Genomic DNA, 13154 nt, shown 5'->3' with positions numbered 1-13154 from the left:
GACATGCTGACGTGATGAGCGAGGATGCCCAGACCGCGACCGAAGACGGTGCCGTCGAAAGCGTCGCGGTCGAGAACACCGTGGAGACGCTGGTCGGCCAGGTCAAGGCCGCGCGTCACACCCTCCAGCGCCGTGCGAACGCGGAGGTGATCGGCCTGTACTGGCAGATCGGCGCGACGATCCTCGCGCAGGAGAATGCCGCCGAAGACCAGGATGCCGCGCTGGAGGCGCTCGCGCACCGGCTCCGTCACACCTACCCGACCATGACGAGCCTCACGGTCGAGGGCCTTCGTCGCATGCGCGACTTCGCCGCCTCGTGGCCCCCGCGCGGCGGGATCGTCCAGCAGCCGGTCGGACAGCTGCCGTGGGGTCATGTCGTCGAGCTGCTCACCCGCCTCGAAGATCAGCGTCTTCGCGAGTGGTACGCCGGAAAGGCCGTGCAGCACACCTGGAGCCGCACCGAGCTGATCGGCCACATCGACGCGGCCCGGCACGAGCACGACACCGACGCGCCGCAGAACTTCGCCGCGGCGCTGCGTCGCGTCGACTCCGCCCTCGCCGAGCAGCTGAGCGCCGACCCCGACACCGTCGGCTTCCTCGCCGTGGGGATCGACCTCGATCGCGCAGCCCGCCTCCCCGTGGCGGAGTGAGCCGTCAGTCGCCACCGCGTCCGGTGAAGGCGTCCATCGACGAATAGACGCGGAACACCCGGCCCGCGATGGCATCCCAGGCCCTCGTCGGCAGCACGCCGCGGAGGGCCATCGCGAGCTTCACCGTCCAGGGGCGCAGCACCATCGGCGTGCCGCGGCGCATTCCACGCCAGGCGGCCGCGGTCGCCTGGACCGGGGTCATGATGGGGGTCAGCAGGGGCCCGCGGGCGCCGGCGAACATGCCGGTCGACACGTAGCTCGGGCAGAAGGTCGTCACCGCGATGTGGCGGTGACCGGCGGCGGCGAGCTCCAGCCGCACCGACTCGCTCCACCCGATCATCGCCCACTTCGACGCGGCGTACACGCTCATGCGCGGGTTGGCGAGGGTCCCGGCGGCCGAGGCGATGTTGAGGATGCGCTTCGGCCGCGAGCGGTCGGCGATCATGTGGGGGAGCACCTCCCGGGTGAGCCACATCGCCGCGAGCGTGTTGATCCGCATCGTCGCCTCGATGTCGCGGACGGGGTCGTGCTCCCAGAACGGCGCCCCACGGACGATGCCGGCGTTGTTGATCAGGATGTCGGGTGCCCCGACGTCGTCGCGCACACGTGCGACCCCGTCGCGGATCGACTCCGGCTGCGAGACGTCGACGGCGTAGGCGCGCACGTCCACGCCCGACCGGCCGAGGTCGGCCGCCAGTGCGGTCGCCCGCTCTTCATCGATGTCCCACAGCGCCACGGCGCGGGCGCCGGCGGCGACCGCTCGCCGCGCGTACAACTCACCCATCCCCCGCGCGCCGCCGGTGATGAGCACGACGGCGCCGCGCGCCGGGTCGTCTTGGCTGGTCCGCCTCATCGCGTCCTCTCCTCGGCTGTGCCACCAGGCACGATTCCCGGTCGTCGTCCAGGCCTGGAGCCGCACCTGGCCTGCGTGCCATCATCGCGCAACGCCAGCGGTGAGGAGGCATCATGTCCACGTATCAGGTCGCCTCCTTCTGCAGCCGGGGCGTCGGTCGGGTTCCCCGCTGACATCCGCTGCATCCGAAGCTCTCGACGCGCCGAGCCGACCGGCAGGACCTCGTCGAGTCGCTACGGTCGGAGTGACGAAGGAGCCGCAGATCATGTCGACCACCCCGCCCGCACGACCCGCCCCCCGGCGGAAGGACGCGATCGAGAAGACCCGCGCCATCGAGCGTGCGGCGACGGATCTCGTCCTCGAGCGCGGCTACGAGGCGGTCACGGTCGACATGATCTGCGAGCTCGCCGGAGTGAGCCAGCGCACCTTCTTCAACCATTTCAAGACGAAGGATGCGGCTCTGCTGGGCGTGGATCCGCCGACGGTCGACGAGCGCGCGGCGCGCGAATTCATCGTCTCCACCGGGCCGCTGCTGGCGGGCGCGGCGCAGCTCATCCGGGTCGATCCCGGCGGGCTCGACGCCGACCCCGAGCAGCTGGCCCGGCGCATCCGCGCGATCGGGAGCAACCCGATGCTGATCACCCGCCAGCTGGAGCGTATCGAGGCCGTCGAGTCGGAGGTCCGCGAGATCCTGGTGCTGCGGTTGAAGAACCAGTACCCCGACGAAGACCCCGCGGAGCGCGAGCGCCAGGCGGGGCTCATCGTGTCTCTCGTCGCGGGGCTGATGCGCTACATCGGCCGCAGCTGGGCGGCCGAGGCCGCTGACGGCCGCATCCCCGACATCGATCCCGCCGCGATCGAGAGGCTGCTCCACCGGGTTCTCCCCAAGCTCGGCTGACCGGACGCCCGCGATGCGCGAGCGTAGGGTAAGGGGTATGTCCCCCTCCGAGCCCCGCCCCGCGCGAAAGCCCCTCAAGGAGCGGATTCGCGAGGAGGGCGGTTGGTTCAACTGGATGAACGCCGTGCTCATCCGCAAGGCCGGGCCCGCCGCGGTCGGGCCTTATGACACCGAGCCCGAGCCCGAACGCGCCGAGCGACCCTGCCCCCTCTGCGGCGCGCCCATGTCGCAGCACACGTTCGACCGCACCGGCCCCCGGCCGCGCATGTTCTGCCCGCAGCAGTGACCGGGGAGCATCCGATCGGCGACATCGATGCATCGCGAATCGACGAAGATCTCGTCCGGTCGTTGATCGCCGAGCAGTTCCCCGCATGGGTCGACCTGCCGGTGCGCGGTGTGCCGTACGGCGGGAACGACCACCGCATGTTCCGCCTCGGAGATGCACTCTCGGTCCGCCTGCCCTCGGCGCCCGGATACGTACCGCAGGTGGCGAAGGAGCAACGGTGGCTGCCGCACCTCTCGCGATCGTTGCCGCTTCCGATCCCGACCCTGCACGGCATCGGACGCCCCTCCCGCGCCTTTCCGGGCCCGTGGTCGATCTACGGCTGGATCGAGGGCGACCCGGCAGCTGTCGTCGAGATCGATGACACCCGGGAGTTCGCTGCCGACCTCGCCGCCTTTCTCGTCGCCCTCCGCGCCGTGGACGCCGCCGATGGCCCGGCCGCGGGTCTGCACAGCGGTTACCGCGGTGGTCCCCTGGCGCACTACCACGACGAGACGGTGGCGATCGTCGATCGTGTCTCCGGCCGGGAGCGCGACCTCGCCGAGGGGATCTGGCGAGACGCCCTCGCCGCAGCCTTCGACGGGCCGCCGGTGTGGGTGCACGGTGATATGTCCATCAACAACCTGCTGGTCCGCGAGGGACGGCTCGGCGCGGTGGTGGACTTCGGATGCAGCGCCGTCGGCGATCCCGCCTGCGACACCGTCATCGTGTGGACCTTCTTCGACGGACCCGCGGCGGCGGTCTTCCGCCGTGATCTCACCGTCGACGACGGAACATGGGCTCGCGGACGCGGCTGGGCGCTGTGGAAGGCGCTTCTCATGATCGACAGCCCGCATCCTGCGCACGTGTCGGAGGCGCGGCGCGTGCTGGACCGGCTGTTCGAGGGGGCGTGAGCCCGCGGCATCCGCTTCTCTCGCCGGTGAAGCATCGCCGAATCCGCCAGGCGCCCACGGCCTACACTGGAAACGCCCCGATCCCCGTCTGAAACGCCGTCATGCCTGCTGCTGCCACGCCCCGCGCCTTCCGTGCGCGCGACCTGCAGCTGGCGCGTGCCCTCTTCGCGGCGATCGTCGCGGTGATGATCACCTTCTCGCCCGATCATTCGGCCTCGATCGGACTGTCGGTCTTCAGCGGATTCGCGATCGCGACCGGTCTGGTCTTCCTCCTCGCCGCCTGGCTCGTGTATCCCGCCGGCGCGCGGTGGCAGGCCATCGTGATGGGCATCCTCAGCATCGTCGCCGGAATGGCGGGAGGCATCCCGGCGTGGCGATCGGAGGTCACGTTCGTGGTCATCGTCGCCACCTGGGCCCTCGCGACCGGACTCACCGAGGCGCTGTCGTCGTGGCGTGAGGCGCGCCTCTCCCGCGGCGCGCCCGAGCTCGCCGCGCCCGCCCGCGAAGCCCGCGACGGTCTGGCCGTGGGCCTCATCACCCTCGTGCTGAGCGTCGCTCTCATCTCGGTGCCGGTGTCGTACGCGCTGGAGTACACCATCGACGAGGCGGGCACCTTCACCCTCACCGGCACGACGATCGGTGTCGGCATCCTGGGCGGCTATGCCGCCATCATCGCGGTCTGGCTGGCGATCGCCGGCTTCTCGCCGCGCCCCGAGGTGGATTCCCCGTCCGCCGCACCCATCGATGACACCGCTGCGGTGTCATCCCCGGAGGATTCCCGATGACCGACAAGCTCACCCGACGCGATCTGCTCAAGCCCGTTCAGCTGCTGGGCCTCGCCTTCGGGGCCGCGCTCTTCGCGGGATTCGTCACCCTCATGTCGATGGGGTTCTTCCAGCAGGGCGGCGGCGAGCAGGCCTCACGAGCGCTCGTGGTCGCCGGCATCGTCGCGGGTGTGACGTTCATCGTCACCCTCCTCATCCTCTCGCTGCTGCTCCTTGCCGTCGACCCCGCCACCGTGCAGAAGCCGATGGATCGCCCGGTGCTCTACGACGACCCCGCCGACGCGCCCGACGCACCCACCGGCGGGTCGACCACCCCGTAGCGGCTCAGACGCGGAGGGCGCGGCTGAAGCGGGTGTGAAACCCCGGATGCTGCGCCGGCGTCGCCAGCACGGAATCCGGCGTCCGGCCGGCCAGGCGAGGAAATCCGGCGTCGGACACCAGGGCGTCGTCGAGCGCGCGCACCCGCGCCTCGACGAGCGGCCACGGCACGTGCTCGTTGGCCGCCCAGATCGTCTGCCCGAGGTGGGTCTCGTGGAATCCCCACCGCGCCGTGAGGAAGCGCGACAGCGCGGTATCGACCGCCTCGGTGTCGCGTTCGACGGCGATGCGGGTTCCCGGGCCGACGGCGCGGCCGTCGAGGCGGCGGCGCCGGGAGCGGTATTCGATGAGCGGGCCGGTGTCGCGCATCCCGATCCGCGCCCACCGGTAGGGAAGCCCGAAGATCGCCCGCGCCGCGAGCACCGGCGCCACGTGCTCGGCCTCGAGGGTGCGGAAGACGACGCCGCGCCGCCCGGCGGCGTCGACGCCGTAGGTGCGGACGTTGATCTCGCGGAACGTGCCGACGAACGGCACCGGAGGAAGCGGCAGGAACCGGAACTCGCTCAGAACGAACGGGACGAGCCCGACCCACGCCGATCCGTCGAAGACGTCGGGCTCGACCCCGCGGGGGAGGAGTGGCGCGACCGCGTCGGGCTCGACCCGCCAGTGCAGGAAGACCGCGTCGCTCCAGCGCTGGGAGATGACGGCGCGCCGCGACAGCGGCGGGGCACCGCGCTCGAGGGTCACCCTTCGATTCTCCCGCGCCCCGTGGCATCCCGGCTCCCGCTCTTCCGCCCCCGTCCCCGCCACCGTCGCGCGCCGAAGGACGAGAGGGCTGCGGGGCAGGGAGGCGGGGGAACAGGGAGGTGGGCGGCGTGCGGAGGTCAGCGCGCGGGCGGCACGAGGTCGGCGGCGAGACCCACGTACCCGGCCGGCGTGAGGGCGAGCAGCCGCTCCTTCGCCTCGTCGCCGATGTCGAGGCCGCGCACGAACTCCGCCAGCTCGGGCCCGCCGACGCGGCGCCCGCGGGTGAGGTCCTTCAGCAGTGCGTACGGGTCGGTGATCTGCGAGCGGCCCGCGGCGATCTCGGCGCGCACGACGGTCTGGATCGCCTCGGCGAGAACCTCCCAGTTCGCGTCGAGATCGGCCAGCAGCACGTCGCGGCGCAGCGAGATCTCGCCGAGACCGCGCAGCAGGTTGTCGAGCGCGAGGAGGGAGTGGCCGAAGGCCACACCGATGTTGCGCTGCGTGGTCGAGTCGGTGAGGTCGCGCTGCAGGCGCGAGGTCACGAGCGTCGAGGCGAGCGTGGCGAACAGGCCCCCCGCGATCTCGAGGTTCGCCTCGGCGTTCTCGAAGCGGATCGGGTTGATCTTGTGCGGCATGGTCGACGACCCGGTCGCGCCGGCGACGGGGATCTGCGCGAAGTACCCGAGGGAGATGTAGGTCCAGACATCCGTCGCGAGATTGTGCAGGATGCCGCCGGCGTGACGCGCACGGTCGTAGAGCTCGACCTGCCAGTCGTGCGACTCGATCTGGGTCGTGAGGGGGTTGAAGTCGAGCCCCAGGCCCTCGATGAACTCACGCGAGAGCGTCGGCCAGTTCACCTGCGGGTCGGCGGCGAGATGCGCCGACCACGTGCCGGTCGCTCCCGAGAACTTTGCGAGGTACTCAGACCCCTGGATGCCGCGGGCCACCCGCTCCAGACGCCCGGCGAACACCGCCAGCTCCTTCCCCATGGTCGTGGGGGTCGCCGGCTGTCCATGCGTGCGCGCCAGCATCGCGGCATCCCGGTGCTCGTCGGCCAGATGCCAGAGCGCGGCGATCACCTCGCGGAGCTTCGGCAGCCAGACCTCGTGCACCGCGCGCTTGACGGTGAGGGCGTAGGCGGTGGAGTTGATGTCCTCGCTCGTGCACGCGAAGTGCGTGAGCTCGGCGATGCCGTCGAGCCCGAGGGAGGTCAGGCGATCGCGCACGAGGTATTCGACGGCCTTGACGTCGTGGCGGGTGACCGCCTCCTTCTCGGCGAGCCAGTCGATCTCGGTCTGCCCGAAGTCGAGATAGAGCACGCGCAGGCGGTCCTTGTCCGCCGGAGACAGCGGCCGGGTGCCGAAGAGCGAGGATTCGGTCAGGGTGATCAGCCATTCGACCTCGACCTCGACGCGGGCGCGGTTCAGCCCCGCCTCGGAGAGGTAGTCGGCCAGCGGTGCGACCGCGGCACGGTAGCGCCCGTCGAGCGGGCTGAGCGGCTGAGGGGGAAGAGAGGGCACGATGCTCCCGTGACGACGCGGCCCCGCGTCAGCACCTCACGGAGACGTGGTCGCGGGACGGATGGCGGGTTCCAGCTGCCGGAAGAGCGCCCGGCTCGCGTTCTCGATCATAGCGAGCACCTGATCGAACATCGCGGGCCCCGCGTAGTAGGGGTCGGGCACGTCCACGCCGTCGGCCGCGGAGTCGAACGAGCGGAGCAGAGCGATCTTGTCGGCGTCGGTGTCGGAGGGCGCCCAACCGCGGAGGATCCGTTCGTGGCTGCGGTCGAGGGCCACGATGAGGTCGGTGCGCTCGAAATCCGACTGCGTGAACTGGCGCGCCCGGTGGCGGGAACCGTCGTAGCCACGACGCTCCAGTGCCGCCAGCGTCCGCTCGTCGGCGCGTTCGCCCACGTGCCAGTCGCCGGTGCCCGCGCTCGTGGAGACGACCCGCGAAGCGAGCCCGGCGTGGTCGGCGAAAGCCCGGAACACCACGTCGGCCATGGGGGAACGGCAGATGTTCCCGGTGCACACGAACACGACGCGGAACGGCGCGGGAGGCGAGGCGCTCGCGGACATGGATTCCATTCTGGGGGTGAAGACGCGGCGTGCAAGGGCGTCGACCATTCCTGCACAGCCCGGCGTTCGGCGCCATCCCCTCACAGATCGCCGCACCCGCCCCCGCGGGGACAGCCGGACCTCGATCATCGTCCCATGCTCTCCACCGCCACCTGCTCTCCTGGTGCCGAGGCGAGTGCGGTCGCGCTCGCCGCCGTCGTCCGCGAGCTGCGCTCCGTCGCGTTCGCGCTCGCCGACGCGGCGATGACCGCCCGCTCCCTCGATCACGCCACCGGCTGGCGCGCCCGGGCCGCCGAAGCCTTCCACGACAAGGCCGCACGGTGGGCGGGCGATGTCTCGGGCCTCACCTGCCAGCTCGAGACGGTCATCTTCGAGGCGCAGTGCGCCGGTGACCGGGCGGCATCGATGGCGGAGGGATGCTGGTGAGCGATGGCCTCGAGATCCGCGGAGGCGGCGCGGTCTCGGTCGACACCGAATCGCTCCGCGAGGCGGCGGGGCGCTTCGATCGGATGATCGACGACCTCGACGTGCTGCAGCGCCGCTTCGGGGCCGCTCGTGCCGAACTCGCCGACGAACGGCGGTTCGGGTGGGCGGCGGTCGGGGCGGCGAGCGTCTTCGCGCGCGATCTCGACGCCACGATCGTGCAGGCGGTGCAGATCGCCGGTGACCTCCGCCACGCCGCCGCCGTCTACGAGCTGGTCGAGCTGGACGCCGAGCACGCCGCCCTGTCGGCGCGCGGCGACGGTGCCGGGGTGACCGCCGTCGAACGCCGCCGCGCCGAGCTGCTGCGGATGTTCCCCGGCGCCGAGGGCGAGGCGTTCATCGCCCGCTTCGATCGGGCGGTGATGTGGCCGAGCTACCTCGTGCGTCAGGCGACCGAGACCGGAAGCGAACTCGGGGGCATCTTCAGCGAGCTCGGCGCGGCGATCGGGGGCGTCGCGCTCGGTGGTGCCACGCTCGGCGCCGCCGCGATCTTCGGTGTCGGCGGGTGGGGACGCCTCTCGCGCGACGCGCGCCTCGAGGGTGAGCCGTCGGCGATCGTGTTGCGGTCGACGCCGCCGCCGCCGCGGATGACGACAGCACCCCCCGATCTGGCGTCAGCTGCAGCTCGGATGCCGGGAGCGGGTGAGGCGCGTGTTCGCGTCGAGAAGTACACGATGCCCGACGGCACCGAGCAGTTCGCGGTGTACATCGCCGGCACGCAGTCGCTCGGTGTCGGGGGCGAGGATCCCTGGGATGTGCAGTCCAACGCCGAGCTGTACACCGGCAACCGCTCGGCGTCGTACGAGGCGACCCTCGCCGCCCTGGAGGCGGCGGGCGCGAAGCCGGGCGACACCGTCCACGCCTTCGGCCATTCGCAGGGGGCGATGATCGCGGCGCACCTGGCGTTGGAAGGGCTGTACGACATGGCCACGATGGTCTCGTTCGGATCGCCCGTCGAGGCCGACGTGGGCGCCGACACGTTGGCCGTCGCGATCCGTCACTCCGACGACCCCGTCGCGGTGCTCGCCGGGGGCGGACATGAAACCGCCGTCGGGGCGCCGGGCAGCTTCACCGCCGAGCGCGAGGCCCACGCCGACTCCGGAGTGGTGGATGCGACGGTGCCGGCGCACTCGATGCGCAGCTATGCCGAGAGCGCGGCCCTGGTCGACGCGTCGGGCGATCCGAGGGTCGCCACCGTGCACGAGGTGTTCGCACGGCTCGGTCAGGCGGAAGGCATCGCCGTCACCGAGTACGCGGCGGCGCGCCCGCAGCCGCCGGCTGCCGGGCGGCTCAGTCCTCGCGGCGGCGAGGACGCAGGATGATGCCGGCGATCCAGTTGATCACCGAGATGATGAGCGCGGCGATGATGCCGCCCCACCAGAACTCCTCGACGCGCAGCCCGAAGCTCCACCACTGGGTGAACCACGCGGTCAGCCACAGCAGGAACGCGTTGATGAGCAGCCCGATCAGGCCGAGGGTGAGGATGTACAGCGGAAAGGCCAGCACCTTGATGACCGTTCCGATGACCGTGTTCACCAGCGCGAAGATGGCCGCCACGAGCAGCAGGGTGAGGACCAGCTGCAGCGTCTCTCCCGGCGCGAACGGGATGACGAAGACCTGGAGTGCGGGGATGAGGGTGACGACCCAGATCGCGAACGCGTTCACGACCACGCGGATGAGGAAGCCCATGCGGTGAGTGTGCCACGCCGCACCGGCGCCCGCGAGACCTTGACGCGCGTCGCGATGCCCTTCGTCCGCCGGGATCAGCCTGCCCGTGGCCCGGGGGTCATCCCGCCGTAGACTCGGTGCCGTGAGCGACGCTGCAGACATCCCGGTTCGCGTGCGCCCCGGCATCGCCTCCCTGCCGCCGTACAAGCAGGGCACGCAGGCGGGGCCCGACGCCTTCAAGCTCTCGAGCAACGAGAACCCGTTCGACCCGCTGCCGGGTGTGCTCGAGGCGGTGCGGTCGGCCAGCGCCTTCAACCGGTATCCGGATGCCACGGCCACGCGCCTCCGTGAGCGCCTGGCCGCACGGTTCGGCGTGACCGTCGACGAGGTGCACGTGGGTGCGGGGAGCGTCTCGATCCTCGCTCAGCTCGTGCTGGCCACGTCCGGACCCGGTGATGAGGTCGTCTACGCCTGGCGCTCGTTCGAGGCCTACCCGTGGCTCGCGGTGCTCGCCGGCGCCACCCCTGTGCAGGTGCCGCTGACCGCCGATTCCCGTCACGACCTCGGTGCGATGGCCGACGCGATCACCGACCGCACCCGCGCGATCCTCGTCTGCAGCCCGAACAACCCCACCGGACCGGTGGTCGGTCAGGACGAATTCGACGCCTTCATGCGACGTGTGCCCTCCGACATCCTCGTGATCCTCGATGAGGCGTATGCCGAGTTCGTCACCGCCCCCGGTGCCGTCGATGGACTCACCGTGCTCGGCAACCGCACGCGCGGCGGGGCGGAGCTGCCCAACGTCGTGGTGCTCCGCACCTTCTCCAAGGCGTTCGGTCTCGCCGCTCTCCGCGTCGGATACGCCATCGGGCACCCGCGCATCCTCGATGCCGCGCGCACGACGGCGATCCCGCTGTCGGTCACGGCGCATGCCGAGGCGGCGGCACTGGCGAGCCTCGACGCCGAGGACGAGCTCCTCCATCGCGTCCGGCACATCGCCGCCCGCCGCGACCGGCTGGCCGAGGCTCTCCGCGATGCCGGCTGGGCCGTTCCCGAGGCGCAGGGCAACTTCGTGTGGCTTCCCGCGCACGAGAACACCGTGGCCATCGCCGAGACGTTCGCCAAGGCCGGACTCATCGTCCGTCCGTTCGCCGGCGACGGCATCCGGATCTCGGTCGGTGAGGAGGAGTCTGTGGATCACGTCCTACGAATCGCGGCCTCCGTTGTGAGAGACCTCCCAGAAGCCCATCCGGGCCGGCGGCTAGCGTAGAACGGTGACTCTGCACGCAGGCCCCGCCTCGTCTGACCCCGCCGCTTCGGGAGACCCGGTTCCCGACGCCCGTTTCGTCCGCATCCTCGATGCCGACGGCACGCTGTCACCGACGCCCGCGGCCGAGCCGTATCTCGCTGTCATCGACGCGCTGAGCGACGCCGAGCTCGAGGGGCTGTACCGCGACATGGCCGAGATCCGCGCCTTCGACGTGCAGGCGACGAACCTGCAGCGCCAGGGTCAGCTCGCCCTCTGGCCGCCGAGCTTCGGTCAGGAGGCCGCCCAGGTCGGCTCCGCCCGCGCCGCGCGAGCCCAGGACCACGTCTTCCCGTCCTACCGTGAGCACGTGGTCGCCCGCATCCGCGGCGTCGACCCGGTCGACATCATCCGCCTCATGCGCGGACTCACCCACGGCGGCTGGGATCCGACCGATCCACGCAACGGCAACACGCACATCTACACGCTGGTGCTCGGCGCGCAGACGCTGCACGCCACCGGACTCGCGATGGGACTCGTCTTCGATGGTCGCAGCGGCACCGGCGATCTCGAGCGCGACGAGGCGGTGATCGTCTACTACGGCGACGGGGCCTCCAGTCAGGGGGATGTGCACGAAGCGATGGTCTTCGCCGCCAGCTACCAGACGCCCGAGGTGTTCTTCCTGCAGAACAACCAGTGGGCCATCTCCGTGCCGGTCTCGACGCAGTCGCGCTCGCCGCTGTACCGCCGCGGCGACGGCTACGGCATCCCCGCCATCCCGATCGACGGCAACGACGTGCTCGCCGGCTACGCCGTGACCCGCGTCGCGCTCGACGAGGCGCGCACGGGTCAGGGACCCCGCGCGATCGAGGCGATCACCTACCGGATGGGCGCCCACACCACCAGCGACGACCCGACGAAGTACCGCACCTCCGACGAGGAGCAGTCCTGGGCTCGGCGCGACCCGATCGCCCGCATGGCGACCTACCTGCGCTCGCGCGGCGCCTCCGATGCGTTCTTCGCCGATGTCGAAGCCTCGGCCCGGGCCCTCGCCGACGACACGCGCGTGCGCACGAACGCCCTCGGTGGCGTCCCGACCGACCTCATGTTCGACCACGTGTACTCCGAGCCTCACCCGCTCATCGACGAGCAGCAGCGCTGGCTCGCCGACTACGAGGCGTCGTTCGAGGAGGGGACGTCATGACCACCGCTCAGCCGATCTCGACCCCCGCGCCCGAGCCCGCGGGCGACCCGGCCGACGCCGGCGTCATCCGCTCCCTTCCCCTGTCGAAGGCCCTCAATCTCGGGCTCCGCGCCGCCCTGGCCGGCAGTGACCGCGTGCTGCTGATGGGCGAGGACATCGGGCGCCTCGGCGGCGTCTTCCGGGTCACCGAGGGGCTGCAGGCCGAGTTCGGCGACCGCAGGGTGATCGACACGCCGCTGGCCGAGTCGGGCATCGTCGGCACGGCGATCGGACTCGCGATGGCGGGATTCCGCCCCGTGCTCGAGATCCAGTTCGACGGATTCGTCTTCCCCGCCTTCGACCAGATCACCTCGCAGCTGGCCAAGATCACGAATCGGCACGAGGGGGCGGTGCGGATGCCCATCGTCATCCGCATCCCCTACGGCGGTCACATCGGTGCGGTCGAGCACCATCAGGAGAGCCCCGAGGCCTACTTCACCCACACCCCCGGTCTGCGTGTGGTGAGCCCCTCGACCCCCAACGACGCCTACTGGATGATGCAGGAGGCGATCGCGTCGGACGACCCGGTCATCTTCCTCGAGCCCAAGAGCCGCTACTGGCAGAAGGGCGAGGTCGACACGCGCGCGCCCGCGCTGCCGCTCCACGCGTCGCGCCTCGTGCGCCGGGGAACCGACGTCACGCTCGTCGGCCACGGCGCGATGGTGCACACGCTGCTGCAGGCCGCCGCGCTCGCCGAGTCGGAGGGCACCAGCTGCGAGGTCATCGACCTGCGGTCGCTCTCGCCCGTCGACTACGGCCCGGTGCTCGACTCGGTGCGCCGCACCGGCCGGATGGTCTACGCGCAGGAGGCGCCCGGGTTCACCTCGCTCGGCAGCGAGGTCGCCGCCACCGTCATGGAGAAGGCGTTCTTCGCGTTGGAGTCGCCCGTCCTCCGGGTGTCGGGCTTCGACACCCCCTTCCCCCCGGCCAAGCTCGAGGGCACCTACCTCCCCGACGCCGACCGCATCCTCGAGGCCGTCGACCGCGCCCTCGCCTACTGAGGAGTCCC

At 71.2% G+C, this 13154-nt stretch carries 16 protein-coding genes; 11 read left to right on the top strand and 5 right to left on the bottom strand.

Translation table 11 applies throughout. The annotated features are described in order from the left end of the window. Positions 1 to 14: 14 nt before the first annotated feature. Positions 15 to 650, top strand: coding sequence for a DUF1016 N-terminal domain-containing protein (locus tag DT073_RS02370; protein WP_124291938.1), 636 nt, complete (start codon positions 15 to 17; stop codon positions 648 to 650). A gap of 4 nt (positions 651 to 654) precedes the next feature. Here the strand turns inward: DT073_RS02370 and DT073_RS02365 are convergent, their stop codons facing one another. Beyond that, entirely contained in the window at positions 655 to 1503 is an 849-nt protein-coding gene (locus tag DT073_RS02365; RefSeq protein WP_124291937.1) for an SDR family NAD(P)-dependent oxidoreductase, read from the bottom strand. A gap of 265 nt (positions 1504 to 1768) precedes the next feature. On the opposite strand from DT073_RS02365, the gene DT073_RS02360 reads away from it, so the two are divergent. The 5 genes from DT073_RS02360 (at position 1769) to DT073_RS02340 (ending at position 4682) form a co-directional block, all read left to right on the top strand. Further along, complete coding sequence (locus DT073_RS02360) at positions 1769 to 2401, top strand: TetR/AcrR family transcriptional regulator (protein WP_124291936.1); 633 nt, start codon at positions 1769 to 1771, stop codon at positions 2399 to 2401. A 37-nt stretch (positions 2402 to 2438) separates the two neighbouring features. Then, positions 2439 to 2687, top strand: coding sequence for a hypothetical protein (locus tag DT073_RS02355; RefSeq protein WP_124291935.1), 249 nt, complete (start codon positions 2439 to 2441; stop codon positions 2685 to 2687). Continuing rightward, positions 2684 to 3577, top strand: a complete 894-nt coding sequence (locus tag DT073_RS02350) for an aminoglycoside phosphotransferase family protein (RefSeq protein WP_240638697.1) — start codon at positions 2684 to 2686, stop codon at positions 3575 to 3577. Before DT073_RS02355 ends, DT073_RS02350 begins: the two co-directional genes overlap by 4 nt. A gap of 101 nt (positions 3578 to 3678) precedes the next feature. Beyond that, positions 3679 to 4362, top strand: a complete 684-nt coding sequence (locus DT073_RS02345; protein WP_124291933.1) for an acyl-CoA synthetase — start codon at positions 3679 to 3681, stop codon at positions 4360 to 4362. Next, positions 4359 to 4682, top strand: a complete 324-nt coding sequence (locus tag DT073_RS02340) for an amino acid transporter (protein ID WP_124291932.1) — start codon at positions 4359 to 4361, stop codon at positions 4680 to 4682. The genes DT073_RS02345 and DT073_RS02340 overlap by 4 nt, the downstream gene beginning before the upstream one ends. Positions 4683 to 4686: 4 nt before the next feature. Here the strand turns inward: DT073_RS02340 and DT073_RS02335 are convergent, their stop codons facing one another. The 3 genes from DT073_RS02335 to DT073_RS02325 form a co-directional block, all read right to left on the bottom strand. Continuing rightward, positions 4687 to 5427 (bottom strand): YqjF family protein, encoded by a 741-nt coding sequence (locus DT073_RS02335; RefSeq protein WP_124291931.1) that lies wholly within the window; start codon positions 5425 to 5427, stop codon positions 4687 to 4689. A gap of 137 nt (positions 5428 to 5564) precedes the next feature. Then, positions 5565 to 6947: an adenylosuccinate lyase gene (gene purB, locus DT073_RS02330; RefSeq protein WP_124291930.1), complete on the bottom strand. Its 1383-nt coding sequence runs from the start codon at positions 6945 to 6947 to the stop codon at positions 5565 to 5567. A gap of 36 nt (positions 6948 to 6983) precedes the next feature. Continuing rightward, on the bottom strand, positions 6984 to 7505 hold the full coding sequence (locus DT073_RS02325; protein ID WP_124291929.1) for a low molecular weight protein-tyrosine-phosphatase: 522 nt from the start codon (positions 7503 to 7505) through the stop codon (positions 6984 to 6986). Between the two features lie 135 nt (positions 7506 to 7640). On the opposite strand from DT073_RS02325, the gene DT073_RS02320 reads away from it, so the two are divergent. Next, positions 7641 to 7931, top strand: coding sequence for a hypothetical protein (locus DT073_RS02320; protein ID WP_124291928.1), 291 nt, complete (start codon positions 7641 to 7643; stop codon positions 7929 to 7931). Continuing rightward, entirely contained in the window at positions 7928 to 9310 is a 1383-nt protein-coding gene (locus DT073_RS02315) for a hypothetical protein (RefSeq protein ID WP_124291927.1), read from the top strand. Before DT073_RS02320 ends, DT073_RS02315 begins: the two co-directional genes overlap by 4 nt. On the opposite strand, the gene DT073_RS02310 is transcribed toward DT073_RS02315, so the two are convergent. Next, the gene (locus DT073_RS02310) at positions 9279 to 9677 is read right to left on the bottom strand and encodes a phage holin family protein (RefSeq protein ID WP_124291926.1); all 399 of its coding nucleotides are present in this window, start codon (positions 9675 to 9677) and stop codon (positions 9279 to 9281) included. The two genes, DT073_RS02315 and DT073_RS02310, sit on opposite strands and share 32 nt — an antisense overlap. 121 nt (positions 9678 to 9798) lie before the next feature. Here DT073_RS02310 and DT073_RS02305 point away from each other — a divergent pair, with 121 nt between their 5' ends. The 3 genes from DT073_RS02305 to DT073_RS02295 all read left to right on the top strand — a co-directional run bounded on the left by DT073_RS02305 (position 9799) and on the right by DT073_RS02295 (position 13146). Further along, the gene (locus DT073_RS02305) at positions 9799 to 10926 is read left to right on the top strand and encodes a histidinol-phosphate transaminase (RefSeq protein ID WP_124291925.1); all 1128 of its coding nucleotides are present in this window, start codon (positions 9799 to 9801) and stop codon (positions 10924 to 10926) included. Positions 10927 to 11008: 82 nt separating this feature from the next. Then, positions 11009 to 12106, top strand: a complete 1098-nt coding sequence (locus DT073_RS02300; RefSeq protein ID WP_235015038.1) for a thiamine pyrophosphate-dependent dehydrogenase E1 component subunit alpha — start codon at positions 11009 to 11011, stop codon at positions 12104 to 12106. After that, entirely contained in the window at positions 12103 to 13146 is a 1044-nt protein-coding gene (locus DT073_RS02295; protein WP_124291924.1) for an alpha-ketoacid dehydrogenase subunit beta, read from the top strand. Before DT073_RS02300 ends, DT073_RS02295 begins: the two co-directional genes overlap by 4 nt. Positions 13147 to 13154: the final 8 nt, after the last annotated feature.

Origin of the sequence: Microbacterium sp. ABRD28 (genome assembly GCF_003850245.1) — a bacterium.
Taxonomy (GTDB): Bacteria; Actinomycetota; Actinomycetes; order Actinomycetales; family Microbacteriaceae; genus Microbacterium.
Note: the sequence above shows the minus strand (reverse complement) of the source record. Positions and strands in the feature narration are given on the sequence as shown.

Excerpts from the sequence above, each read along its gene's own strand:
- DT073_RS02370 (WP_124291938.1), top strand. The coding sequence starts at position 15 with ATGAGCGAGGATGCCCAGACCGCGACCGAAGACGGTGCCGTCGAAAGC.
- DT073_RS02365 (WP_124291937.1), bottom strand. The coding sequence starts at position 1,503 with ATGAGGCGGACCAGCCAAGACGACCCGGCGCGCGGCGCCGTCGTGCTC.
- DT073_RS02360 (WP_124291936.1), top strand. The coding sequence starts at position 1,769 with ATGTCGACCACCCCGCCCGCACGACCCGCCCCCCGGCGGAAGGACGCG.
- DT073_RS02355 (WP_124291935.1), top strand. The coding sequence starts at position 2,439 with ATGTCCCCCTCCGAGCCCCGCCCCGCGCGAAAGCCCCTCAAGGAGCGG.
- DT073_RS02345 (WP_124291933.1), top strand. The coding sequence starts at position 3,679 with ATGCCTGCTGCTGCCACGCCCCGCGCCTTCCGTGCGCGCGACCTGCAG.
- DT073_RS02340 (WP_124291932.1), top strand. The coding sequence starts at position 4,359 with ATGACCGACAAGCTCACCCGACGCGATCTGCTCAAGCCCGTTCAGCTG.
- DT073_RS02325 (WP_124291929.1), bottom strand. The coding sequence starts at position 7,505 with ATGTCCGCGAGCGCCTCGCCTCCCGCGCCGTTCCGCGTCGTGTTCGTG.
- DT073_RS02320 (WP_124291928.1), top strand. The coding sequence starts at position 7,641 with ATGCTCTCCACCGCCACCTGCTCTCCTGGTGCCGAGGCGAGTGCGGTC.
- DT073_RS02310 (WP_124291926.1), bottom strand. The coding sequence starts at position 9,677 with ATGGGCTTCCTCATCCGCGTGGTCGTGAACGCGTTCGCGATCTGGGTC.
- DT073_RS02295 (WP_124291924.1), top strand. The coding sequence starts at position 12,103 with ATGACCACCGCTCAGCCGATCTCGACCCCCGCGCCCGAGCCCGCGGGC.